Annotated in this window: 20 protein-coding genes and 1 pseudogene; 19 read left to right on the top strand and 2 right to left on the bottom strand. The window is 75.1% G+C overall.

From position 1 onward, the window contains the following. Nucleotides 1-134: 134 nt before the first annotated feature. Nucleotides 135-2213: a primosomal protein N' gene (locus ACFTWP_RS18675; protein WP_380265686.1), complete on the top strand. Its 2079-nt coding sequence runs from the start codon at nt 135-137 to the stop codon at nt 2211-2213. Nucleotides 2214-2386: 173 nt separating this feature from the next. On the opposite strand, the gene ACFTWP_RS18670 is transcribed toward ACFTWP_RS18675, so the two are convergent. After that, a complete protein-coding gene (locus tag ACFTWP_RS18670; RefSeq protein ID WP_380265685.1) occupies nt 2387-2995 on the bottom strand; it encodes a hypothetical protein in 609 nt (202 codons plus the stop codon). A 231-nt stretch (nt 2996-3226) separates the two neighbouring features. On the opposite strand from ACFTWP_RS18670, the gene def reads away from it, so the two are divergent. The 3 genes from def to ACFTWP_RS18655 all read left to right on the top strand — a co-directional run bounded on the left by def (nt 3227) and on the right by ACFTWP_RS18655 (nt 6380). Continuing rightward, entirely contained in the window at nt 3227-3772 is a 546-nt protein-coding gene (gene def, locus ACFTWP_RS18665) for a peptide deformylase (RefSeq protein ID WP_380265684.1), read from the top strand. Between the two features lie 75 nt (nt 3773-3847). Further along, entirely contained in the window at nt 3848-4783 is a 936-nt protein-coding gene (fmt, locus tag ACFTWP_RS18660; RefSeq protein WP_380265683.1) for a methionyl-tRNA formyltransferase, read from the top strand. Nucleotides 4784-4931: 148 nt separating this feature from the next. After that, entirely contained in the window at nt 4932-6380 is a 1449-nt protein-coding gene (locus ACFTWP_RS18655; RefSeq protein ID WP_380265682.1) for an RsmB/NOP family class I SAM-dependent RNA methyltransferase, read from the top strand. A gap of 145 nt (nt 6381-6525) precedes the next feature. On the opposite strand, the gene ACFTWP_RS18650 is transcribed toward ACFTWP_RS18655, so the two are convergent. Next, the gene (locus ACFTWP_RS18650) at nt 6526-7737 is read right to left on the bottom strand and encodes a helix-turn-helix domain-containing protein (protein WP_380265681.1); all 1212 of its coding nucleotides are present in this window, start codon (nt 7735-7737) and stop codon (nt 6526-6528) included. A gap of 530 nt (nt 7738-8267) precedes the next feature. On the opposite strand from ACFTWP_RS18650, the gene ACFTWP_RS18645 reads away from it, so the two are divergent. From ACFTWP_RS18645 to ACFTWP_RS18575, 15 genes and pseudogenes are all read left to right on the top strand, one after another. Next, the gene (locus tag ACFTWP_RS18645) at nt 8268-8891 is read left to right on the top strand and encodes a hypothetical protein (protein WP_380265680.1); all 624 of its coding nucleotides are present in this window, start codon (nt 8268-8270) and stop codon (nt 8889-8891) included. A 572-nt stretch (nt 8892-9463) separates the two neighbouring features. Continuing rightward, entirely contained in the window at nt 9464-11308 is a 1845-nt protein-coding gene (locus tag ACFTWP_RS18640; RefSeq protein WP_380265679.1) for a hypothetical protein, read from the top strand. Nucleotides 11309-11464: 156 nt separating this feature from the next. Beyond that, nucleotides 11465-12445: an ABC transporter ATP-binding protein gene (locus ACFTWP_RS18635; RefSeq protein WP_380265678.1), complete on the top strand. Its 981-nt coding sequence runs from the start codon at nt 11465-11467 to the stop codon at nt 12443-12445. Next, nucleotides 12442-13221 carry an MlaE family ABC transporter permease gene (locus tag ACFTWP_RS18630; RefSeq protein WP_380265677.1) on the top strand — a complete coding sequence of 260 codons (780 nt, stop codon included), beginning with the start codon at nt 12442-12444 and terminating at the stop codon, nt 13219-13221. Before ACFTWP_RS18635 ends, ACFTWP_RS18630 begins: the two co-directional genes overlap by 4 nt. Nucleotides 13222-13323: 102 nt before the next feature. Continuing rightward, nucleotides 13324-14109 carry an MlaE family ABC transporter permease gene (locus ACFTWP_RS18625; protein ID WP_380265700.1) on the top strand — a complete coding sequence of 262 codons (786 nt, stop codon included), beginning with the start codon at nt 13324-13326 and terminating at the stop codon, nt 14107-14109. A 122-nt stretch (nt 14110-14231) separates the two neighbouring features. Further along, nucleotides 14232-15497, top strand: coding sequence for an MCE family protein (locus ACFTWP_RS18620; protein WP_380265699.1), 1266 nt, complete (start codon nt 14232-14234; stop codon nt 15495-15497). Then, a complete protein-coding gene (locus tag ACFTWP_RS18615; protein ID WP_380265676.1) occupies nt 15494-16525 on the top strand; it encodes an MCE family protein in 1032 nt (343 codons plus the stop codon). The genes ACFTWP_RS18620 and ACFTWP_RS18615 overlap by 4 nt, the downstream gene beginning before the upstream one ends. Beyond that, nucleotides 16522-17757: an MCE family protein gene (locus ACFTWP_RS18610; protein WP_380265675.1), complete on the top strand. Its 1236-nt coding sequence runs from the start codon at nt 16522-16524 to the stop codon at nt 17755-17757. The genes ACFTWP_RS18615 and ACFTWP_RS18610 overlap by 4 nt, the downstream gene beginning before the upstream one ends. Nucleotides 17758-17771: 14 nt before the next feature. Next, nucleotides 17772-18920, top strand: a complete 1149-nt coding sequence (locus ACFTWP_RS18605) for an MCE family protein (protein ID WP_380265674.1) — start codon at nt 17772-17774, stop codon at nt 18918-18920. Continuing rightward, on the top strand, nt 18917-20116 hold the full coding sequence (locus tag ACFTWP_RS18600) for an MCE family protein (RefSeq protein ID WP_380265673.1): 1200 nt from the start codon (nt 18917-18919) through the stop codon (nt 20114-20116). The genes ACFTWP_RS18605 and ACFTWP_RS18600 overlap by 4 nt, the downstream gene beginning before the upstream one ends. Beyond that, a complete protein-coding gene (locus ACFTWP_RS18595) occupies nt 20116-21426 on the top strand; it encodes an MCE family protein (RefSeq protein WP_380265672.1) in 1311 nt (436 codons plus the stop codon). The genes ACFTWP_RS18600 and ACFTWP_RS18595 overlap by 1 nt, the downstream gene beginning before the upstream one ends. After that, nucleotides 21423-21938 (top strand): hypothetical protein, encoded by a 516-nt coding sequence (locus tag ACFTWP_RS18590; RefSeq protein ID WP_380265671.1) that lies wholly within the window; start codon nt 21423-21425, stop codon nt 21936-21938. Before ACFTWP_RS18595 ends, ACFTWP_RS18590 begins: the two co-directional genes overlap by 4 nt. A 267-nt stretch (nt 21939-22205) precedes the next feature. Further along, nucleotides 22206-22685 carry a hypothetical protein gene (locus ACFTWP_RS18585; protein WP_380265670.1) on the top strand — a complete coding sequence of 160 codons (480 nt, stop codon included), beginning with the start codon at nt 22206-22208 and terminating at the stop codon, nt 22683-22685. 98 nt (nt 22686-22783) lie between these two features. After that, nucleotides 22784-23323: pseudogene (locus tag ACFTWP_RS18580) on the top strand (hypothetical protein); the annotation flags it as partial. Between the two features lie 175 nt (nt 23324-23498). Further along, complete coding sequence (locus tag ACFTWP_RS18575) at nt 23499-24296, top strand: hypothetical protein (protein ID WP_380265669.1); 798 nt, start codon at nt 23499-23501, stop codon at nt 24294-24296. Nucleotides 24297-24406: the final 110 nt, after the last annotated feature.

Genomic DNA, 24406 nt, shown 5'->3' with positions numbered 1-24406 from the left:
GCAGGGGCTCGACGTGCTGACGCCGCCGGGCCCGCGGGCCGCCCGCGCTCCCCCCCGGGGGCGGCCGCCCCCGCCCAGCGGCCCCCCCCCCGCCTGCGGCTTTGTGTCAGTCCTAGGTGGTAGTACTTGGAGCGATGAGCAGCACAGAGGAGGCCGGGGGGAGCGGGGCGCCGGAGCAGCTCGCGTTCATCCGCGAGACCGTCCGCCGCGCCAAGCCGCGCACCTGGCTGGGCGCCCAGCGGGCCGCGCACCTGCCGGTGGCCCGGGTGCTGGTCGACAAGGGGCTGCTCCACCTCGACCAGTTCTTCGACTACGCGGTGCCCGCGAACATGGCCGAGGAGGCCCAGCCCGGGGTCCGGGTCCGGGTCCGCTTCGGGGCGCGGGTGGTCAACGGGCGGCGCGAGGGCGGCGAACTGCACGACGGGTTCGTGGTCGAGCGCCGGGCCGAGAGCGACTACGCCGGCCCGCTCGCGCCGCTCGCCCAGGTGCTCTCGCCCGAGCCGGTGCTCACCCCCGCCCTGCTGCGGCTCTGCCGCACCGTCGCCGACCGCTACGCCGGCACCCTGGCGGACGTCCTCCAGCTGGCCGTCCCGCCCCGGCACGCCAAGGCGGAGGCCGAGCCGTCCCCGCCGCCGCTGCCGCTGCCGGCCGCACCCGAACCGGGCAGCTGGAGCCGCTACCCGCAGGGGCCGGACTACCTGACCGCCCTCACCGCCGGCCGGGCGCCGCGCGCGGTGTGGACGGCGCTGCCCGGACCGAGCTGGCCGCACGAGATCGCGCGGGCCGTCGCCGCCACCCTGGCCGGCGGGCGCGGCGCCCTGGTGGTGCTCCCCGACGGGCGCTCCACCGCGCGCGTCGACGAGGCCCTCACCGAGCTGCTCGGCGGCGGCCTGCACGCCACCCTCGCCGCCGACCTCGGCCCCAAGGAGCGCTACCGCCGCTGGCTCGCCGTCAGCCGCGGCTCGGTGCGGGCCGCCGTCGGCACCAGGGCGACGATGTTCGCCCCGGTCCACGACCTCGGCCTGGTGGTCGTCTGGTCGGACGGCGACGGCAGCCACGCCGACCCGCGCGCCCCGCACCCGCACGTCCGCGAGGTGGCGCTGCTGCGCGCCGCCGAGGAGGGGGCGGGCGTGCTGCTCGGGGGGCTCGCGGTCACCGTGGAGGGCGCGCAGCTGGTCAGCACGGGCTGGGCCCGGCCGCTGGCCGCCGAGCGGGCGACCGTCCGGGAGGTGGCGCCCCGGGTGCGGACCGTCACCGACCTGGACCAGGCCCGGGACGCCGCCGCCCAGCAGGCCCGGCTGCCCAGCCTGGCCTGGCAGGTCGCCCGGGAGGCGCTCGCCACCGGACCGGTGCTGATCCAGGTGCCCAGGCGCGGCTACGTGCCCCGGCTGGCCTGCGGCCGCTGCCGCACCCCCGCCCGCTGCCGGCACTGCGAGGGGCCGCTGGAGGCGTCCTCCTCCGCCGAGCCGCTGCGCTGCGGCTGGTGCGGGGTGGCGGAGGAGCAGTGGCACTGCGCGGAGTGCGGCTCGTTCCGGCTCCGGGCCCAGGTGGTGGGCGCCCGGCGGACGGCCGAGGAGCTCGGCAAGGCCTTTCCGCGGATCCCGGTCCGCACCTCCGGCCGGGACGCCGTGCTCCTCTCGGTGCCGGCCGAGCCCGCCCTGGTGATCTCCACCCCCGGCGCCGAGCCGGTGGCCGAGGGCGGCTACGCGGCCGCGCTGCTGCTGGACGGCTGGGCCCTGCTGAGCCGCCCCGACCTGCGCGCGGGGGAGGAGACGCTGCGGCTCTGGCTGGCGGCGGCCGGGCTGGTGCGGCCCGCCACGGAGGGCGGCACGGTGGTGGTGGTCGCCGAGCCGACCGCGCGGCCCGTCCAGGCGCTGATCCGCTGGGACCCGGCCGGGCATGCCGCCTTCGAGCTGGAGGAGCGCGCCCACCTGCACTTTCCGCCGGTGTCCCGGATGGCCTCGGTCACCGGTTCGCCGGCCGCCGTGGCCGACCTGCTCGGGCTCACCCGGCTGCCGGAGGGCGCCGACGTGCTCGGCCCGGTGCCGGTGCCCGGCGGGCGGGGGGAGGAGGTGGAGCGCGCGCTGCTGCGGGTGGCGCCCGGGCAGGGCGCCGCGCTGGCCGCCGCGCTCAAGGCGGCGCAGATCGCGCGGATCGCCCTGCGGACGCCGGAGCCGGTGAAGGTCCGGATCGACCCGCTGGAGATCGGCTGACGGGTGACCCGAGGTCACCGGGGCGCGGGAGCGCGGGGAGTCCGGGAGCCCCGGGGCGCGGGAGCGGGCCGGCAGGGCGCCGCACGCCCGCCGCCCGTGCCGGCGCCGCGTCCGGCCACCGGCTCCGGCCGGCGCCGGGCCGGCCCGCAGGGGGCGGGCCCGGCGCCGCAGGCTCAGCCGCGGATCTGCAGGCCCGAGCGGTTCAGTCCGCCCTGCCGGGCGGCCGGGACGGTCACGGCCAGGCCCGGATTGCCCGTGGCGCCGCCCATGCCGGCCGGTCCGCCCCCGGCCGCGCCGATGCCCTGGGCTCCGATCGAAGGAGCCCCGAGGCCGGCCGGCGCGGCGGCCGCGGCCACCTCCTCGGGCCGCTCCCCGCGCCCCCGCTCGGGGCCGGCCGGCGCGGGGATGGCGCCGGCGGCCAGCAGCTCGCCCGCCGGCCGCCGCATCCCGTACCGCCGGTGCACGGCCTGCTTGGTCACGCCGAGGGCGGAGCCCACCGAGTCCCAGGAGAAGCCCAGCGCCCGGTCGAACTCCACCGCCGCCGCGACCAGCGTCTCCACGCTCTCGCGCAGCTCCTGCGCCAGGCGTACGGTCGGCGCGGGGGCCCGCCCGTACACCACGAAGCCCGCCGAGGTGCTCGGCCGCCGGGGGCGGTAGACGTTGCCCAACTGGGCGGTGAGCGTCCGCAGCGCGTCGACCTGCCGCCTCACCCGCTCGATGTCCCGCACCAGCAGGTGCAGGCTCGCCCGCGCCCGGGCGTCGTGATTGATCTGCTCGGCCATGGCCTACGTGCCACCTTCCGTCGGGTCAGCTCGGTCGGGGCGGCTCTCCCGTGCCCCGGTCAATCTCACTTGACCAACGCCCGAGCAGGGGCAGGGGTCACGCAGGCGGACCACTCGGGATCTGCCGGAGCCCCCGGCCCGGGCCCACGCGCGGGCCGCGGGCCCGGGCGGATTGCATAGACTTGCCGACGGCCCAGTAGCCCCGAGCCCGTCCGGACAGGAGTGCACCACGTGCCGATCCAACCGATCCGCATCTTCGGCGACCCCGTCCTGCGCGCCACCGCACAGCCGGTGACGACCTTCGACAAGGAACTGCGCACCCTGGTGAGGGACCTCACCGAGACCATGCTGGACGCCCCCGGCTCCGGTCTGGCCGCGCCCCAGATCGGCGTCTCGCTGCGGGTGTTCACCTACCGCGTGGACGGCGTCACCGGGCACCTGGTCAACCCCGACCTCAGCCTCACCGACGAGGAGCAGGACGGCCCCGAGGGCTGCCTCTCGCTGCCGGGCCTGCGCTTCGACACCCGGCGCGCCCACGGCGTGGTCGCCAGGGGGTTCACCATGCACGGCGATCCGATCACCGTCGAGGGCACCGAACTGCTGGCCCGCTGCATCCAGCACGAGACCGACCACCTGGACGGGATCATCTTCATCGACCGCCTCGACCGGGAGCGGCGCAAGGCCGCGCTCAAGGCGATCCGCGAGGCCGACTGGGGCGACGAGCCCGCCCCGACCGTCCGGATCTCCCCGCACAGCACCTTCGGCAACGCCCGCTGACACCCCGTCCGTTCCGTCGCGCCGCCCGGCCCGGCGGCGCCGACACCCGCCCGTCCCCCTACCGGAAGGCCCTTGATGCGCCTCGTCTTCGCCGGCACCCCCGAGGTCGCCGTTCCCGCCCTGGACGCCCTGCTCGCCTCCGACCGGCACGAGGTCGTCGCGGTGGTCACCCGCCCCGACGCCCCCGCCGGGCGCGGCCGCAAGCTGGTCGCCAGCCCCGTCGCGCAGCGCGCCGAGGAGGCCGGGATCGAGATCCTCAAGCCCGCGAAGCCGAGCGACCCGGACTTCCTCGCCCGGCTCGCCGAGATCGCCCCGGACTGCTGCCCGGTGGTCGCCTACGGCGCGCTGATCCGCCCCGGCGCCCTGGAGATCCCCACCCACGGCTGGGTCAACCTGCACTTCTCGCTGCTGCCGGCCTGGCGGGGCGCCGCGCCCGTGCAGCACGCGGTGCTGGCCGGCGACGAGGTCACCGGCGCCTCGACCTTCCTGATCGAGCAGGGCCTCGACTCCGGCCCGGTCTTCGGCGTCATCACCGAGGAGATCCGCCCCACCGACACCAGCGGTGAGCTGCTCACCCGGCTCGCCCACGCCGGCGCCCGCCTGCTGAGCGCGACCATGGACGGGATCGAGGACGGCGCCCTGAAGGCCGTTCCGCAGCCCGTCGACGGCGTCACCCTGGCCCCGAAGATCTCGGTCGAGGACGCCCGGATCGACTGGAGCCACCCCGCCCTGCGGATCGACCGGGTGGTGCGCGGCTGCGCCCCCGCGCCGGGCGCCTGGACGACCTTCCGCGGCGAGCGCCTCAAGGTCTCCGGTCCGGTCAGGCTGCTCCCGGGCAGCAGTGACCTCGCCCCCGGCGTGCTGGCGGTCGAGAAGAACGGCCTGCGGGTGGGCACCGGCAGCCACGAGATCGAGTTCGGCGAGGTCCAGCCGCAGGGCAGGAAGGCCATGCGCGCGGCGGACTGGGCCCGCGGCGCCCGCATCGAGTCCGGCGAGCAGCTCGGACTCTGAGCCTCGGGTGGGGCTTCACCGTTCCGCCGCTCTACCGTGGAGTACCGGCCCGGACGGACCGGACGCCCGGTCCGTCCCTCCCGCTCCCGCTCCACCCTGCTCGCGCACCACCAGACATCCGTAGACCCGCAGCACATTGAGGCACCAGATGAGCACCCCCGCCAGCACCTCCGGCGCCAAGCGCCCCCCTCGCCCGCACCGCCGCCCCAAGAAGGACCCGGCCCGGATGGTCGCCTTCCGCGCCCTGCGGGCCGTCGACGAGCGCGACGCCTACGCCAACCTGATCCTGCCCTCCCTCCTGCGCGAGGCCGAGCAGAAGCAGAACCTCGACCGGCGCGACGCGGCCCTCGCCACCGAACTGGTCTACGGCACCCTGCGGCTCCAGGGCACCTACGACGCGGTCATCGCCGCCTGCATCGACCGGCCGCTGCGCGAGGTGGACCCGCCCGTCCTGGACGTGCTGTCGCTCGGCGCCCACCAACTGCTCACCACCCGCATCCCCAGCCACGCCGCCGTCTCCGCGACGGTCGAGCTGGCCAGGGCGGTGCTCGGCGACGGCAGGGCCAAGTTCGTCAACGCCGTACTGCGCCGGATCAGCGCGCAGGACCTCGACGCCTGGATCGCCCAGGTCGCCCCGCCGTACGAGAAGGACGCCGAGGACCACCTCGCCGTCGTCCACTCGCACCCCCGCTGGGTCGTCTCCGCGCTCTGGGACTCCCTCGGCCGCTGGCAGCCCGAGGCCGCCGGCCGCAGCGCGGTGGAGGATCTGCTGCGGGCCGACAACGAGCGCCCGGAGGTCACCCTGGTCGCCCGGCCCGGCCGGGCCACCGTCGAGGAGCTGGCCGAGGCCCTGCCCGAGTCCACCCCCGGCCGCTGGTCCCCGTACGCCGTGCGGCTCGCCGAGGGCGGCGACCCGGGCGCGCTGGAGACGGTGAAGGAGAACCGCGTCGGCGTCCAGGACGAGGGCAGCCAGCTGGTCGCCCTGGCCCTCGCCGCCGCGCCGCTGGACGGCCCCGACCGCCTCTGGCTGGACGGCTGCGCCGGCCCCGGTGGCAAGGCCGCGCTGCTGGCCGCCCTCGCCGCCCGGCGCGGCGCGGCGCTGGTCGCCTCCGAGAAGCAGCCGCACCGGGCCCGGCTGGTCGCCCGCGCGCTGGAGGGCAACCCCGGCCCGTACACCGTGATCGCCGCCGACGGCACCCGGCCCGCCTGGCGCCCCGGCACCTTCGACCGCGTGCTGGTCGACGTCCCCTGCTCCGGCCTCGGCGCGCTGCGCCGCCGCCCGGAGGCCCGCTGGCGCCGCCGGCCCGAGGACATCGCCGCCTTCGGACCGCTCCAGCGCGACCTGCTGCGCGGCGCCGTGGACGCCACCCGGATCGGCGGCGTGGTGGGGTACGCGACCTGCTCCCCGCACCTCGCCGAGACCCGGGCCGTGGTCGACGACGTGGTGCGCGAGGAGGGCGGCCGGCTGGAGTGGATCGACGCCCGCCCGCTGCTGCCCGGCGTGCCCGCGCTCGGCGACGGGCCGGACGTCCAGCTCTGGCCGCACCTGCACGGCACCGACGCGATGTACCTGGCGCTGCTGCGCCGTACCGCCTGATCCGGCGCCGACCGGTGCGACGGCGCCGTGCGGGCTGACGGGGCGCCGGGCCGCCCCGGCCGGCGGGCCCCCGACCGGGTCCTCCGGTCCGGGGTTCCGGCCCCGGTTGCTCCGGCCCTGATTGCTCCGGCTCCCCGGGTCGGCCTCAGCCGGGGGAGTGGCCGCGGCGCTGGACGGCCATCGCCCGTAGGGCCACCTCGGTGGCGAACCGGTCGTCCGGATCGGCGAGTTGCTCGCCGAAGGCGCGGTCGAGGATCCGCATCCGGTAGCGGACCGTCTGCGGGTGGACGCCCAGCAGCCGGGCCATCTCGGCGGCCGTGCCGCGCGTGGTGAGCCAGGTCAGCAGGGTGTCCACGAGGCGGCCCCGCTGGGCCGGGGTGAGGGCGGCCAGCGGTCCGAGGTACCGCTTCGCCAACTGCGCGACCAGGGCCGGGTCCCGGAGGAGCCAGAGCGGCAGCAGGTGGTCCGCGCAGGACACCACCGGGCCGTCCTCGATGATCCCGGCCCCGGCCAGTGTGAGGGCGTGCCGGGCCCAGCGCAGCGAGTCCGCGGCCTCGGCGAGCGGTGTGGTGAGACCGTAGGCCGCCCGGCACCCGGCCAGGGCCGGGTCGAGCGCGGCCCGGCGCTCCGCGGTGAGCGGCCCCGGCACCAGCAGGTGCGGTTCGGGGACGGCCAGGTCGTGCAGGATGTCCCGGTCGAGCCGTGCTCCCGGCGGCAGGGTGGCGGCGTCGACCGCGACCATGGTGACCTCGGCGGGCAGCGGCCAGGCCGCGTGTTCGGCCAGCTCCGCCAGGGCGTTGCGGGCCACCGAGGAGCCGGTCAGGATCCGCCGCAGCAGTTGGCGGCGCCGGTTGTCGGGCTCCTCGCCGAGTTCGGTCATCGCCTGGAGGTAGCCCTCGCGGGAGAGGGCGGCGAGGTCGCCCATGTACGCGAAGAGCGCGTCGGCGAAGGACAGCATGACGGTGGCGGACAGGTTGTAGCGCTTGCCGAGCGTCCGGGCCCGGCGCAGCGCGGTCTGGCAGCCGATCCGGTACGCCTCCTGGAGCATGTCCAGGCTGCGGCCCTCGTACGCCTCGAAGCGGCCGAAGCGGCGGCAGATGTCGTCCCGCAGCACGGTGGTGGCGGTCGGGACGGCGATCTGGTCGACGAAGGCGGCGATGTTCTGTTCGATGCCGAGCCGGATCACCCGGGCGTTCGGGCCTTCCATCAGCGGCTTGTACTCGGGGATGGCGGCCACGATCTCGCTCGCCATCTCCTTGAGCAGGCTGGGGAGTTCGGGACGCATGATCATGGCCAACTCGCGCGGCATCGGTCCCATCGGTTCGCCGCGCTCGGTCAGCTGCCTGGCTCCGGCCATACCTGTGTTCCCCCTGACTCTCCGCCGCCTGCGGGCCGCCGACGGGCCGTGGCGGGTGTGGGGGGACGGAGGTGCGGTCGATCGCCCGGCCCCGGCGCGCCGGTGGGGAGCGGGCCGTCCGGGCGGTAGCGGGTCGCGTACAACTCATTGCGGCTGCGTGCAACATAGACCACGGTGCACACGGAGCGCAGCACCCCGGACACAGAAACCTCACCTCCGGCCGGGTCGGGCCGGGTGTCCGCCGCCGGAGACGGGAGATTCGGTCGCCGGGCCGGTTTTCGTATCCGCTTCGGCCCACTCGCTTCCTTATAATCCGGCGGCCTTCCTTGCTGCTTTCGTGACAAGGGAATACCCGCCGGTAGGTTCGCCGGAAAATTCTCCGTCGGGGCTGTTGCACGGCCTGGTTACCCATGCGTAACGTCGCCGTTCAACAGGGTGGTCGAGCGGAATCGGGTGCAGTCGAATTCCGAACTCCCGACACCCTGAGCCCGGTTTATCGGGTATTCCACCCCTCCCCGAAAGGATCAACCGTGCGCAAGTTCACCACCAGCGGCATGGTCGTCGCCGCGGCATTCGCCGCAGCCGCGGGCCTCGCCGCGAGCCCCGCCTACGCCGCACCCACCTGGACCGTCACCCCCGGCGGCGCCTGGACGGCCAAGGCCGCCTCGCCGAAGCTCACCGACACCAAGACCGGCACCAAGCTCACCTGTACCTCCTCCAGCGCGGCCGGCACCCTGCAGAGCGGCAGCGGCCTGTCCGGCACCGGCATCTCCTCCATCACCTCGGTCGGCTGGGTCAGCTGCTCCGGCCCGCTGGGCATCACGTTCACCGTCACCCCGCAGGGGCTGCCCTGGAGCCTGAACGCCGCCTCGTACAACAGCGCCACGGGTGTCACCAGCGGCACCCTCACCGGCGTCAAGGCCCACATCAGCGGCGCCGGCTGCACCGCCGACTTCTACGGCCCCACCAGCACCAGCTCCGCCACCCTCACCGGCACCTACGCCAACTCGACCAACACCCTGACGCTCAGCGGCGGCGACCTGCACGCCTACAACGTCTCGGGCACCTGCCTCGGGCTGATCAACAACGGCGACGCCGCCACCTACAACGCGGCGTACGTCCTGGCCTCCGCGCAGACCATCACCTCGCCCTGATCCGGCGGCCCGGGCCCGCCGTCCTTCCGGGCCCGGGGTCGGGCGGCACCCGGCGAGCGACCCGCCGGGTGCCGCGGACACTCACCGGAGGACAAACCTCCGCGGCGGGTTTGTCATTCGGTGACAAGAAATCCCGCTGCGGCGAGACCGGGTGACCCTGCCTGCGTTCGATCACTTGTCGGCGCTTGTTACCGGGCCGTACTGTCCAGTTCGCCCAGGAAGTTCACCGGACGACCGTGCGGCCCGTGCGACATCGGCGGGCCGGTGCGGTCCGTGCGGTGCGGGTGCTCTGTTCGGAGTGTGCGTGCACGTGGTTCGTGCGGCGAGCGGTCCGTTCGCCGAATTCGCCGACGGTCGTCCGGTTCTCGTCTGCCGTCTGCCGTCTGCCGTCTGCCGTTTCCGGATTCTCGTTTCCGGATTCGCGGTTCCTGATTCTCCACCGGGATTCGTCGTCCCGGAAATCCGTTCGTTGTTCCTGCCCGTCGGACCGGTCCAGTGGTCCTGTCAGTCGAACCCGTCCGCCGATTCCGATGTGCACCGGCCCGGTCCGCACCAGCCCGAGGAGTACCGCGATGGGGGAAGCAGTGGGCCGGCGCCGCGCCTGGCGGCCGGCGGCGATCACCACGACCGTCCTGCTGGCCGGCCTGCTGCCCGCCGCCGCCTCGTCGGCCGACGGGGACTCCGGACCGCTGCGCCTGGTGTACACCTGTGCGTCCGCCCTGGGCACGGGAGTTGCCCGGGTCGCCCTCGGGCAGGCGTACCCGGTCGCGGGGGCGGTCGGAAAGCCGATCCAACCGGGCGACCTGACGGCCGAGATCGGCCTGGACCGGGCCGCGCTGGCCGCGCTGCTGCCACCGGGTGCGGGTGCGGGTGCAACTGCGGGTGCGACTGCGGGTGCGGGTGCGACGGTGATCGGCGGTCGAGGGCGACTCACCACCCGTGTCACGCAGGGCGGTTCGGCGGTCGACGCGGACTGGGCCGGTCTCACCGCAGCCGCGGTCGGGGTGGGCGAGGACGGCGGGCTGGCGCTGACCTTCACCGGTGCGGTCCCGCCGGTCACGGTGTCCGCGCCGGGGGAGGTCGTCTTCACAGCCGGTGACCTTGCCCTCGATTTGGACGTCCGTTCCGGCCCGGTGGCAGGGGCCGGCCCGGTCGGAGCGCATCCGGAGCCGACCTCCGCGTCCACCACCGTGCCCACCACCGCGTCCACCGTCCCGCCGGTCTCCGCCTCGACGTCCGTGCCGGCCCCCGCTCCTGCTCCCGCCTCCGCCTCCACCTCCGCCTCCGCCTCGGGCGGGGCCGTTCCCCTCGCGCTGCGCTGCACCCTGCAGCCCGGCCGGCCGGGCGGGTTGGGCACGGTGGCGGTGCCGGGCGGCCCGCCGTCCGCGTCCCCCGGCCCGGGGGCACCCGCACCCTCCGGTTCGCCGTCACCGTCCGGTCGCGGGACGCCCTCCGGCCCGGTGCCGGGTACGGCTGAACCCTCGGCGGGGTCCGCCGCCGGTCCGTCCTCGGCCTCCCCGGCCCCCGGCTCGGAGCCACTGGCCGGCCGGGCCGAACCGCCCGTCGCCGGCGGCACCATCGCGGTCGGCGGCCCGGTCCACTCGGGCGTCAGCGAGTGCCCGCCCGCCCCGCAGGGCGCCCTCGACCCGAACCGGCTGCCGAAGGTGCCCGAGGGGGCCATCGTGCTCCCGATGCCCGGCGCCGATCCCTTCGACCCCGTCCCTGCCTGTGCGTTCGCGGTCGGCTACGCCAACGTCGGCAAGCTCGGTTCCGCCGCCCTGATCAACGACCCGCAGCGGGATCCGGCGATGATCCGGGTCGACATGCACAAGCGGATCGTCATGCTCTGGACGGACGACGGAAGCCCCGGATACGTCGAGGTGGACGGCCTCGGCGAGCTCGAACTCCCGCCCGCCGAAGCGACCTTCCTCACCTACGGCTTCATGCCGACCTCGGCGAGGATGAAGCTCACGCCGCTCGGCCCGCTGACCCTGACGGTGATCGGGAACAGCGACTGGGACCAGCCGGTGATCACCACGGCCGCCGGGTACCAGAGCCTGACCCTGTACGACGTCCGGGTCAACGGCACCCCGCTCGACGTCGGGCCGGACTGCCGCACCGTCGCCCCGATCGACCTCACCCTGAAGGGCCGGCAGGACAGCGGGATCAGCAGCGACGACGGACGGCCGGACTACACCGTGCAGACCGGCGGCCCGCTCTCCGCGGACCACTTGGTGATCCCGCCGTTCACCGGCTGCGGCACCGGCGGCGAGGACCTCAGCCCGCTGTTCACCGCGGCGGTCTCGGGCGCCGGCAACTCCCTGAACTTCATCCAGGGGGCCCTGTGCACCCCGACCAGCGACGAGCCGAACGGCTGCACGCCGGAGATCGAGATGCCCGCCCCGCCGCACCGCTGACCGCACCCCGCCCCACCGCCTGCCGCGCCCCACCGCCCACCGCGCCCCACCGCGCCCGACCGCACCACCGACCGCACCCCGTCCCGACGGAACCACCGCACCGTCCGCCCGCCACCGGCCGCCTGGCCGCCGTCGCACACACCCCCGGGAGGTGTCATGGGAATTGAAGTGATCGTCGAAGGCCTGACCAAGTCGTTCGGCGGACAGACCGTCTGGCAGGACGTCTCGCTCACGCTGCCGCCCGGCGAGGTCAGCGTGCTGCTCGGCCCCTCCGGTACCGGCAAGACGGTGTTCCTGAAGTCCGTGATCGGGCTGCTGAAGCCGGAGCGGGGCCGGGTGCTGGTCAACGGCGTCGACATGGTCAACAGCCCGGAGCGCGACGTCTTCGAGACCCGCAAGCTGTTCGGCCTGATGTTCCAGGACGGCGCGCTGTTCGGCTCGATGAGCCTCTTCGACAACATCGCCTTCCCGCTGCGGGAGCACACCCGCACCAGGGAGGGCGAGATCCGCCGGATCGTGATGGAGCGGATGGAGATGGTCGGCCTCCTCGGCGCCGAGCGCAAACTCCCCGGCGAGATCTCCGGCGGTATGCGCAAACGCGCCGGCCTGGCCCGGGCGTTGGTGCTGGACCCGCAGATCGTCCTGTGCGACGAGCCGGACTCCGGGCTCGATCCGGTGCGCACCTCCTACCTCTCCCAGCTGCTCATCGACCTCAACGCGCAGACCGACGCGACGATGCTGATCGTCACCCACAACCTCGACATCGCGGCCACCGTGCCGGACAACATGGGCATGCTCTTCCGCCGCGGGCTGGTCGCGTTCGGCCCCAGGGAGGCGCTGCTGACCAGCGAGGAGCCGGTGGTCCGGCAGTTCCTGACCGGTCGCAGGCAGGGCCCGATCGGGATGTCCGAGGAGAAGGACGAGGCGACCCTCGCCGGCGAACTCCGGGACGCCGCAGCGGAGTCGGAGCCGCCCCGGCCGCTCCCGCCCCAGCTGGAGCCGTCCCCCGGCCTGCCCGCCAGGTCGGCCGTGCAGCGGCGCCTGGCCCGGGTGCGGGCGATGTGGGACGAGCTGCCCGGCCCGGCCCGGGAGGCGCTCGGCACCGCGCCGGGGGCAGCCCTCGGGGAGCCGGCATGAGCGCCGCCGCGCGGCTGGCCGGGCCGCTGCGGCAGAGCGGCCGGCTCTTCGCGCTGGCCGCCACCACCGTCCGGGACACCTTCCGGCGTCCGTTCCAGGTACGGGAGCTCGTCGAGCAGTTCTGGTTCGTGGCGAGCGTCACCATCCTGCCCGCGGCTCTGGTCTCGATCCCGTTCGGCGCCGTGATCGCCCTCCAGGTGGGCTCGCTCGCGAAGCAGTTGGGCGCCCAGTCGTTCACCGGCGGGGCCAGCGTGCTGGCGGTCATCCAGCAGGCCAGCCCGCTGATCGTGGCCCTGCTCATCGCGGGCGCCGGCGGGGCGGCGATCTGCGCCGACCTCGGCTCGCGGACCATCCGCGAGGAGCTGGACGCGATGGCGGTGATGGGCGTCTCGCCCGTCCAACGCCTCGTGGTGCCCAGGGTGTTGGCCACCATGCTGGTGGCGGTGCTGCTGAACGGCCTGGTGTCGGTGGTCGGCACGCTCGGCGGCTACTTCTTCAACGTCGTGCTGCAGCACGGCACTCCGGGTGCCTACCTGTCCAGCTTCTCGGCGCTGGCGCAGCTACCGGACCTGTACATCAGCGAGTTGAAGGCCCTGGTGTTCGGGTTCGTGGCCGGGGTGGTCGCCGCCTACCGGGGGCTGAACCCGCGGAGCGGGCCGAAGGGGGTCGGGGACGCCGTCAACCAGTCGGTGGTGATCACCTTCCTGCTGCTGTTCCTCCTGAACATGCTGCTCACGGCGATCTACCTGCAGATCGTCCCCCCGAAGGGAGCCTGACCCGTGGCCATCCTCGACAAGGACGCCCCGGCGGGCACCCCGCCGCCGCGCGGGCCCTCCCGGCGTCCCGGCCCGCGCCGCCCCCGGCGCTGGCTCGCCTTCCTGGACGAGAGCGGCGACCACCTGCTCTTCCACCTCGCCGCCGTCCGCTGGATCCCGCGCACCCTGCGCCGCTACTTCACCGAGATCCAGCGCCTGCTCGCCGAAGTGGCCTTCGGCAGCGGCGGCCTGGGCGTGATCGGCGGCACCGTCGGCGTGATGATCGGGATGACCCTCTTCACCGGCACGGTGGTCGGCCTGCAGGGGTACGCCGCGATGGACGAACTGGGCACCACCGCGTTCACCGGGTTCATCTCGGCCTACTTCAACACCCGGGAGATCGCGCCCCTGGTGGCCGGCCTGGCCCTGTCCGCGACCGTCGGTGCCGGCTTCACCGCCCAACTCGGAGCGATGCGGATCAACGAGGAGATCGACGCACTGGAGGGCATGGGGGTGCGCAGCGTGCCGTACCTGGTGACCACCCGGATCATCGCGGGCGTCGCCGCGATCGTCCCGCTGTACGGCGTCGGCCTGCTCAGCTCGTACGTGGCGTCCCGGGCCGTGACGGTCCTCGTCAACGGGCAGTCGGCCGGCACCTACGACCACTACTTCAACCTCTTCCTCTCCCCGGTGGACGTCCTGCTCTCCACCCTCAAGGTGCTGGTCTTCAGCGTGATCGTGATCCTGGCGCACTGCTACTACGGCTACCGCGCCACCGGCGGCCCGGCCGGGGTGGGCATCGCGGTGGGCCGGTCGGTGCGCAACGCCATCGTCATCATCAGCGTCAGCGACTTCCTCCTCAGCCTCGCGATCTGGGGCGCGACCACGACGGTGCGGGTGGCCGGATGACCGCCCCCGCCGACACGGCGCCCCGGGGCCCCGGGCCCGCCGCCCGGGTGCCCGCGCCGCCGGTCCGCCCGGCCCGGCGCGGCCTGCGGGCCCGGCGCCGACTCGCCGGCGTGGCCTTCCTGATGACGCCCGTCCTGCTGGCCTGGCTGGCCGTCGCCGTCTACGACAAGAGGTTCACCGACCGTGCGACCGTCACCGTCGAGGCCGGCAGCGTCGGCCACGAGATGCACGTCAACGCGGACGTGAAGCTGCGCGGCGTGGTGGTCGGCCGGGTCCGCGAGATCACTTCGGACGGTGACGGAGCCCGTCTGACCCTGGACATCGACCCGGCCCGGCTGCGGCAGATCCCCGGCGAGGTGTCCGCGCAGCTGCTGCCCACCACCCTGTTCGGCGAACGCTTCGTGGCCCTCGTCCCCACCGCCGACCCGTCCGGGCGCACGCTCGCCGCGGGCAGCACCATCCCGCGCGACCGCTCCCGGAACGCCGTCGAACTGCAGCAGGTGCTCGACCACCTGATGCCGCTGCTCACCGCCGTCCAGCCCGAGAAGCTGGCCGCCACCCTGGGCGCCGTGGCCACCGCCCTGGAGGGCCGCGGCACCCGGCTCGGCGAGACGCTCACCCGGCTGGACGGGTACCTGAGCCGACTAAACCCCCAACTGCCCGTCCTCACCGAGGACATCGAGCGGTTGGTCGAGGTCAGCCGGGTGTACGACCGGGCCGCCCCGGACATCGTCCAGGCCCTCACCGACTTCACCCGGACCAGCGAGACGATCGCCGAGCAGCGCACCGGCCTCGGCACGCTCTACGGCGCGGCGGCCACCGCCGCCCAGGACCTCGACACCTTCCTGCGCCAGAACCGGGACAACCTGATCCGGCTGAGCACGGACAGCCGGGACACCCTCGGGCTGCTCGCCCGGTACGCGCCGTCCTTCCCGTGCACCCTCAGCACCCTCGCCGGCTTCGTGCCCGCGATGGACCGGGCGCTCGGCAAGGGCACCGACCAGCCCGGCCTGCACCTCACCGTCACCACCGTCCCGGCGCGGGGCCGGTACCTCCCCGGCCGGGACACCCCCGCCTACCGGGCGGGCGGCGGACCGGCCTGCTACGCCGTGCCCTACACCGGCACGCCGCTCACTCCGGTCGACCCCGCCACCACTCCGATCGACCCCACCACTCCGATCGACCCCGCCACCCGGGTCGATCCCGCCACCACCCCGATCGCGGCCCCGTCGGCGGACGCCGCCGGCCTGCCCAACTCCCCGCAGGAGAACGCCCTGGTCACCGAGCTGCTGGCCCCCGGGATGAACGTCGGCCCGCAGGAACTCCCGGACTGGACCAGCCTGCTGGCCGGCCCGGTCCTGCGCGGAGCGGAGGTGACCCTGCGATGACCCGACGCAGCCTCGTCGGCCCGCTCGCCAAGTCGGCGGTGTTCATCCTGCTGACCGTGCTGGCCACCACCGCCCTGGCCCTCGGCATCGCCGACACCGGCGTGGGGGACACCGTCGGCTACCGCGCCCGCTTCAGCGACACCACCGGGCTCACCGCCGGCGACGGCGTCCGGATCGCCGGGGTGAAGGTCGGCCGGGTCGAGCGGATCAGCGTCGTCGACCACCGCACCGCCGAGGTGCGCTTCTCGGTGGCCAGGGGCCGGGCGCTGCCCGCCTCGGTCACCGCCTCCGTCAAGTACCTCAACCTGGTCGGGCAGCGCTACCTCGACCTGCAGCAGGGCGCCGGCCCGGTGGACCGCAGCCTCGCCCCGGGGGCCACCATCCCGTTGGAGCGCACCACCCCCGCCCTCGACCTCACCCAGCTCTTCAACGGGTTCCAGCCGCTCTTCCAGGGGCTCTCGCCCGGTGACGTCAACCAGCTGGCCGGCGAGATCGTCCAGGTGCTCCAGGGCGAGGGCGGCACCGTCGACAGCCTGTTGCGGACCATGGGTTCGCTGACCGGCACGCTGGCCGGCAAGGACCAGGTGATCGGCGAGGTGGTCGACCACCTGAACACCGTGATCGCCACCGTCGACGACCGCGAGAGCGGCTTCCGCGACCTGGTCGCCACCCTCCGGCAACTGGTGACCGGCTTCGCCGGCGACCGTGAGCCGATCGGGCAGTCCGTCACCGCGATCGCCGCACTCACCACCAGTACCGCCGGCCTGCTCCAGGAGGGCCGCGGGCCGCTCAAGGAGACCATCGGCCAGCTCGGCCGGCTCTCCGCCAACCTCGCCGACGGCACACCGCAGTTGGAGAGCCTCCTGCGGACGACACCGGAGAAGATGCGCGCGATCGGCCGGGCCGCGAGCTACGGCTCCTGGTTCAACCTCTACCTCTGCCAGGCCACGGTGTCCGGGGTGACCACCTCGGACGGCAGCAGGCCGCCCACCGGCATCGCCGTCACCGAAGCGAGGTGCAGGGCATGACACCCGACCGGCCCGAACCCGTGCCCGACCACACCGCTCCCGTGCCCGGCCACACCGCCCCCGAGCCCGGCCACACCGTTCCCGTGCCCGACCTGCCGGCCACGACGACCGATCTGCCGGGTGCCGGGCCGGACCTGCCGGGTGCCGGGCCCGGCCGGGGGAGCGCGACGCCCCGGGGGCGGGGCCCCGAGCGCCGACGCGGCCGCCGGCGACCGCTGTTCCGACCCCTGCGCGAGCGCAACCCCGTCCTGGTCGGCGCCGCCGGACTGCTGCTGCTGGCCCTGGCCGGCAGCGCCGCCTACAACGCCGACGCCCTGCCGCTGGTCGGCGGCGGCACCGCCTACCAGGCGGACTTCACCGAGGCGGCCGGGCTGCGCACCGGCAACGAGGTGCGGGTGGCCGGCGTCAAGGTCGGCCGGGTCACCGCGGTGGCGCTGGACGGCGACCGGGTGAAGGTCACCTTCAAGGTCCGCGACACCTGGATCGGCGACGCCAGCACCGCCGCCATCGGCATCAGGACCCTGCTGGGCGAGAAGTACCTCGCCGTCGACCCGCTCGGCAGTGCCGAGCAGGACCCGGACACCCGGATCCCGCTCACCCGCACCACCTCCCCGTACGACGTCTCCAAGGCGCTCGACGGTCTCGGGCAGACCCTCGGCGCGCTCGACACCGGGAAGATCTCGGAGAGCTTCGCGGCGATCGCCGACACCTTCCGCAACACCCCGGAGTCGGTGCGCGGCGCCGTCGACGGACTCTCCGCGCTCTCCCGGACGGTGGCCGACCGCGACGAGCAACTCGCCCGGCTGCTGGCCGGCAGCTGGCGGCTCACCACCACCCTGGCCGACCAGAACGGCAGCTTCGAGGCGCTGCTCACCGACGGCGACCTGCTGCTCGGCGAGCTGCGCCGGCGCCGGGACGCCGTCCACGCCCTGCTCACCGGCACCAGGGACCTCAGCGCCCAACTCGCGGGCCTGGTCCGGGACGAGGACCGGCAGCTCGCCCCCACGCTGGACGCACTCGACCGGGTCACCGGTGTCCTGCGCGCCAACCAGGCGGGTCTCGACCAGGCCCTCGCACTGGCCGGGCCCTACTACCGGCTGGTGGGCAACACCCTGGGCAGCGGGCGCTGGTTCGACAGCTACCTGTGCGGGCTCGTCCCCCGGAACTACCTGCCCGCCGGCACCCAGCCGGAGACCGGATGCATGCCGCCCCAGCCGCAGGGCGGTCACTGATGAGGTGGTCACAGATGCGCGTACGCGCCGGGCGCCCGATCGCCGTGGGCGTCGCCCTCGCCGTCCTGATCGGCGGCGCCACCGCGGGAGTTCTCGCCGCCGGCGGCTCCGACAGCCGCGAGGTCACCGCCTGGTTCGACCACGCGGTCGGCGTCTACGCCGGCTCCGACCTGCGCATCCTGGGGGTCAGGGTCGGCAGGGTCGAGGCCGTCGAGCCCCAGGGCACCCGGGTCAGGGTCACGCTGGCCCTGGACGAGGGGGTCGACGTACCCGCGGACGCGGGAGCGGTCGTGGTGGCACCGAGCGTGGTCGCCGACCGCTACGTCCAGCTCACCCCGGCCTACACCGGCGGCCCCCGGCTCGCCGACCACGCCGTGATCCCCGCCGAACGCACCGCCACGCCCGTCGAGGTGGACCAGCTCTACGAGAGCATCACCCGGCTCAGCGACGCCCTCGGCCCGAACGGCGCCAACGCCACCGGCAGCCTGTCCGACCTGCTGGACGTGGGGGCCCGGAACCTCGCCGGGAACGGCCGGGCGATGGGCGAGACCGTCGACCAGCTCGGCCGGGCCACCCGCACCCTCGCCGGCCACAGCGACGACCTCTTCGCCACCCTGGCGGCCCTGCAGTCCTTCACCACGATGCTGAAGGACAACGACGGCAAGGTCAGGGCAGCCGCGGACCAACTGGCCACCGTCACCGGGTTCCTGGCCGCCGACCGGCAGGAGCTCGGCGCCGCGCTGGAGCAACTGGCCACCGCGCTGGGCCAGGTGAAGACCTTCATCCAGGACAACCGGGCCCGGCTCAGGGCGACGGTCGACCAGCTGCTGCCGATCACCCAGTCACTCGTCGACCAACGGGCCTCGCTCGCCGAACTCCTGGACACGGCGCCGCTGGCGGCCGACAACCTGCTCGCCGCGTACGACCCGGCGGGGCGCACCATCGACGGCCGCGCCAACCTCAACGAGCTGACCGCCGGTGCCGGGGCGCCGCCGCTCCCGCTGCCGCCGGTGGACACCGCCCCCACTCCGCTGCCCGGCCCCACCCCGACCACCGCTCCGCCCGCCGATCCCTCCACCGAACCGTCCACGCCGGCCGATCCGGACCCGTCCACGCCGTCCGATCCGGCGACGGATCCCGCCGGAGCGGGGGCGTCGCGATGAAACGGGCCACCGCCGCTGCCGCCCTGGCCGCCCTCCTCGCCCTCGCCGGCTGCTCGCCCTCGCTCACCGGCGCGCAGGACCTCCCGCTGCCCGGCGGCGCCGACCTCGGCGCCCACCCGTACGAGATCCGGGCCCACTTCGCCAACGCGCTGAGCCTGGTCCCGCAGTCGGCCGTGAAGGTCGACGACGTCGCCGTCGGCCGGGTCACCGGCATCACGCTGGCGCCCGACGACTGGTCGGCCGTCGTCACCATGAGGATCAACGGCGATGTGCGGTTGCCGGCGGGCGCGTACGCCCAGCTCCAGCAGTCCAGCCTGCTCGGTGAGAAGTACGTCCAACTGACCAGGCCGCCGGACCGGGCGGGCACCGACCAGGGGCCCGCCGCCGGGCCGGGCGGGGAGGACCGGCTCGTCGACGGGTCGGTCATCCCGGTCGAGCGCACCAACCGCAGCGCGGAGGCCGAGGAGGTCTTCGGCGCCCTGTCGATGCTCCTCAACGGCGGTGGCATCAACCAGCTGAGGACCATCACCGTCGAGCTGAACAGGGCGTTGGCGGGCAACGAGACGCAGGCCCGTTCGCTGCTCACCCAGGTGGACACCCTGGTCACCCGGCTCGACGCGCACAAGCAGGACATCACCGACGCACTCGACGGCATCGACCGGCTCTCCGCCACGCTGGCCGCCCGCAGCGGTCAGATCGGCGCCGTCCTGACCGAACTCAGCCCCGGGCTCAAGGTCCTGGAGGAGCAGCGCGGGGCCCTGGTCACCATGCTCCGCTCGCTGGACACCCTCTCGGGGACAGCCGTCGACACCGTCAACAGGAGCAAGGACGACATGGTCGCCGACCTCAGGGCGCTCGCCCCGACCCTGCAACGCCTCGCCGACGCCGGGACGTCCCTGCCCGACTCGCTCCAGGTGCTGGTCACCTACCCGTTCACCGACGAGGTCCTGCGGGGCGTGAAGGGCGACTACCTCAACGCGTACCTCGACCTCACGGCCGCGCCCGGGACGCAGATCATCCCGGCCCTCACCGCCGGGGACAACGCCTACCCGCCGCCACCCGAGCCTACCCCGGAGCCCACCCCCGAGCCCGGTACCGACCCCGGTACGGATCCGGGCGCCGAAGCCCGGGCCAGCCGGCCGCCGGTGCCGCTGCCCTCCGTCGGGGCGCCCGCCCCCGCAGGGAGGACACGCTGATGCTCACCCTCGGAATCCGCCTGCGCAACCTGGCCTTCCTGCTCGTGGCCGTGCTCGTGCTCGGCTTCATCGCCGTCCGCTACGCCGATCTCGGGCGCTACGTGGGGCTGCGCGGCTACTACGTCGTGCAGGTCGAACTCCCGCAGACCGGCGGCCTGTTCGAGCACGCCAACGTCACCTACCGGGGCGTCTCGGTCGGCCGGGTGGGCCCGATCACGCTGACCGGCGACGGCGTCCGGGCCGAACTGCGGATCGACGACTCCGCGCCCCGCATCCCCACCCGCCTGCAGGCCGTGGTCGCCGACCTCTCCGCGGTCGGCGAGCAGTACCTCGACCTACGGCCCAGTACCGACGACGGGCCGTACCTGGAGGACGGGTCCACCGTCGCGGAGCAGGACACCCGGACCCCGGCGCCCGTCACCGACCTGCTCACCAGCGTGGACCGGCTCACCGCCTCCGTCCCGCTGCAGTCGCTGCGCACCGTGGTCGACGAGTTCGGCCAGGCCTTCGCCGGCCAGGACGCCAATCTCCAGGCCCTGCTGGACGACGGCGGCCGGCTGATCGCCGCCGCCGACGCCGCCCTGCCCGGCAACACCACCCTGATGCTGGACGCCCGGACGGTCCTCGGCACCCAGGCGGAGGAGGGCGAGGCGATCCGGTCCTTCGCCGCGAACGCCGCCCGGCTGGCCGAGCAGCTCAGCGCCTCCGACGGCGACCTGCGCCGGGTGATCGCCTCCGGCCCGGCCGCGGCCGGCCAGGTGAGTTCACTGCTGAGCGACCTGGACCCGGGGCTCAGCGTGCTGCTCGCCAACCTGCTCACCACCTCCGACCTCGCGGTCACCCGCCAGCGCGGGATCGAGGAACTCCTCGTCCGCCTGCCGGCGGTGGCCGCGGCCGGCGCCACCGCGGTGGACGCCGGCGGCCTGCGGGTCGGCATGGCGCTGACCTTCTTCAGCCCGCTGCCCTGCACCGACGGGTACCAGGGCACCGCCCGCCGCAACGGCCTCGACACCTCCGCCGGAGCGGAGTTCAACACCGCGGCCCGCTGCGCGACACCCCCCGACACCGGCGTCGCCGTACGCGGCTCGGCCAACGCGCCGACCGGCGGGGTACCGGAGCCGGCCGTGCCGGGCGCCCTCCTGCCGGGCACCGCGACTCGCGCCGCCGGAGCCCCCGCCGGCGAGTCCGCGACCGCGGGCGCCGGCGGCGGACGCACCGTGCTGCCCGGCCCGCTCGGACTCCCCGCCCTGCCGCCGGGTGCTCCGACCGACCTGAGGAGTCTGCTCGGACTGGGGGACGGCACCCGATGAAGCCACGACGCCTCGCCGCCTGCGCCGCCGCCCTGGCCGCCACCCTGTTCTGCGCGCTGTCCGCCTGGTCCTACGCGCAGGCCCGCGGCGACGGCACGCTCGCCCTGGCCCGGGCCCGGGACAGTGCCCTCGACGCCGGGCGGCAGGAGATCACCGCGCTCAACACCGTCGACGCGCACCAGGTGGAGGAGTGGCTCCGGGCCCGACTCGACGCCACCACCGGCCCGCTGCACGACCAGCTGCGGCGGGCCACCGACGGCGACCGCAGCGCCCTGGCGGAGTCCGGTGCCTCGGCGCGCGGCACCGTCACCGACGCCGCCGTCACCGCCCTGGACCTGCAGGCCGGCACAGCCCGGCTGATCGCCACCGTGGAGGTCCGGGTCACCCCGAAGTCCGGTGCGCCCGGCACCGATCGCAAGCGCTTCGAGGCGGGGCTGGAGCGGACCGCCACCGGCTGGAAGATCGGCACCATCGCCGCCGTCCCCGTCGCCGCCGCCGGCGCGCAGGGCTGACCCGGACCGAGAGGACGTTCGAGCGTGAGCACAGCAGAGGCCGAGATCCCGGCACCGGCACCGGTGCCGACGCCGCCCGACCCGTCCGCGAAGCGGGCGGACCGGGAGCCGGAGGGGCCGGAGGGGTCAGAGGGGCCAGAGGGGTCAGAAGGGGCTGCGGAGGCTGATGGGGTCGATGGATCTGATCAGGACGTGCGGGACTCGCCGGACCCGTCGGACCCGCCGGACGCCCACCGGCCGCGGCGGCGGCGACATCGGCGGCGGGCGGTGCTCCCGCTCGTGCTGGCCCTGCTGCTGGCGGCCGGCGGGGTGTTCCTCCACCTCGGGGCGCAGCTGCGCGGGTCGGCGGACACCACCGACCTGGCCCTCACCGACCCCGCGGCGGCCGGGCGGGTGGCCGGTGACGTCGGGACGGCCCTCGGCCGGGTGTTCTCGTACCGGCCCACGGACACCGAGGCCTCGGCCGCGGCCGCCCGGGACCTCCTCGACGCCACGGCTGCCGAGCAGTACCTGGCACTGATGGACCAGCTCCGGCAGCGGGTGGCCGAGCAGAAGCTGACCCTGACCACCCGGGTGGTGCGCACCGGGGTGGTCCATCTCGGCGCCGACCGTGCCCGGCTGCTGGTCTTCCTGGACCAGGTGGCTCAGCGCGAGGGCCGGCCGGCGACCGTGGCGGGTGCCCAGCTGTCGGTGTCCGCCCGGTTGGACGGCGGCCACTGGCGGATCACCGATCTCACGGCCCGGTGACCCGCCCCGGTGGCCCGGCCCGGTGGTTCGGCCCGACCCGGTCCGGTGATCCGGCCCGGGCGCACGTCCGGGAACTCGGCCCGACAAGGGGAGGAACGATGAGCGAAGGCACCAAGCGCCCGCGCAGGAGCGCACCGGTCGTGCTGGCGGGTGCGGCGGCCTCGGCGGCGGCCGTCCTGGCGGTCTGGTCCGGCTGGTCGTGGTTCGCGGCGGCGCACGACGACTCCTCGGCGTACGCCCGCGTCCGGGACCAGGTGCTGGCGGCCGGTGAGCAGGCGGCGCAGAACATGAACACCCTCGACCATCGGGACCTCGGCCCGGGACTCGACCTGTGGGAGGGCTCCACCACCGGTGAGCTGCACGACCAGCTGGTGCAGGGCCGGGCGAAGTTCGAGGGCCAGGTGCGGCAGGCGCAGACGGTGACCAGCGCCAGGGCGCTGTCCGGAGCGGTGACCGAACTGGACGAACGGGCCGGCCGGGCCACCGTGATGATCGCCCTGCGGATCACCGTCCAGGTGCCGAACACCGCGCCGGCCAGCAAGGACAGTCGGATGCTCGGCGAACTCACCCGCACGCCCGCCGGGTGGAAGCTGAGCGCGCTGGGCCAGGCGCCGATGGGGGACGCCGCCCCGGCCGGCCAACCCGCCTCCGCGCCGCCCACCTCGGGCCCGTCCTCGGTGCCGTCCTCCGCCGACCGGCAGTCGTCCCCACCCCCGGTCCCGGCCCGGTCCTCGGCCGTCCCGCAGTCCACCCCCCAGTCCGTCCCGCAGCAGTCCGCGGGTCACTGAACCGCCCGCGAGAGGACCGCCGATCATGTCGACGACCCGCCACCTCATCAACCGCCGACGCCGGGTGAACGCCGTCCGTGACCGCGCCGGCGGCCCGCCCGCACCGGCCGGCGCGGCCCCGGGCGCGGTGGCGGTCGGCGGGCCCGGCCTACGCCCGCCGGTGGGAGCCGGAGCAGGCCTGCGCCGTTCGGCGCTGCTGACGGGGCTGGTGCGAAGGCGGCCGGGGCCGGACGCGGAGGGCGCGGCGGCCACCGGCCTGCCGGCGGACCCCGGCGGGTCGGTGGCCGTCCGGCCGCGCCGGCGGCGGTGGCTCGCTCCCGCCGTACTGGCCCTGCTGACCGTCCTGCTGGGCGGGTTCGCGGCCGTCGCCCGGGGGGAGGCCTCGGCCCTGCGGGCGAGCCCGGGCGTGCACAACGCCGCGCTCGCCGACGCCGCGCGCACCAACGAGGTGAAGGGGGCGGTGTCGCAGGCGGTGAACGCCCTCTTCTCCTATTCCTACGCGGATCCGGCCAGGAGCGAGGACGCCGCGAAGCGGCTGCTGGTCGGCGCGGCGGTGCAGCAGTACGCGGGGATGCTGGCGGAGGTCCGGGCCCGGGGCCCGCAGCAGAAGCTCGTCCTCACCACCACGGTGACCGGCGGCGGCGTGGTGCTGATCGAGGGGGACCGCGCGCGGGTGCTGGTCTTCGCGGACCAGCGCAGTACGAGCACCGCGCAGAGCGCCGCGGCGGGGGACGGCACCTTCGCGGCCGCGATGTTCGCGGTGGACGCGGTGCGCCAGGGCGGGGTGTGGCGGATCGCCGGTATCGACACCTTCGACCGCTGAGCTCCGTCGGTTGCGGGCTCCTGCGCGGTCGGTCGGGAGCGGTGAGTCGGGAGCGGGCGGACGTCCGTGCGGCGTTCGGCGGACGATTTCGACCGTCCCCGGAGCGTCCC

Source organism: Kitasatospora sp. NPDC057015 (genome assembly GCF_042673745.1).
GTDB lineage: Bacteria > Actinomycetota > Actinomycetes > Streptomycetales > Streptomycetaceae > Kitasatospora.
Note: the sequence above shows the minus strand (reverse complement) of the source record. Positions and strands in the feature narration are given on the sequence as shown.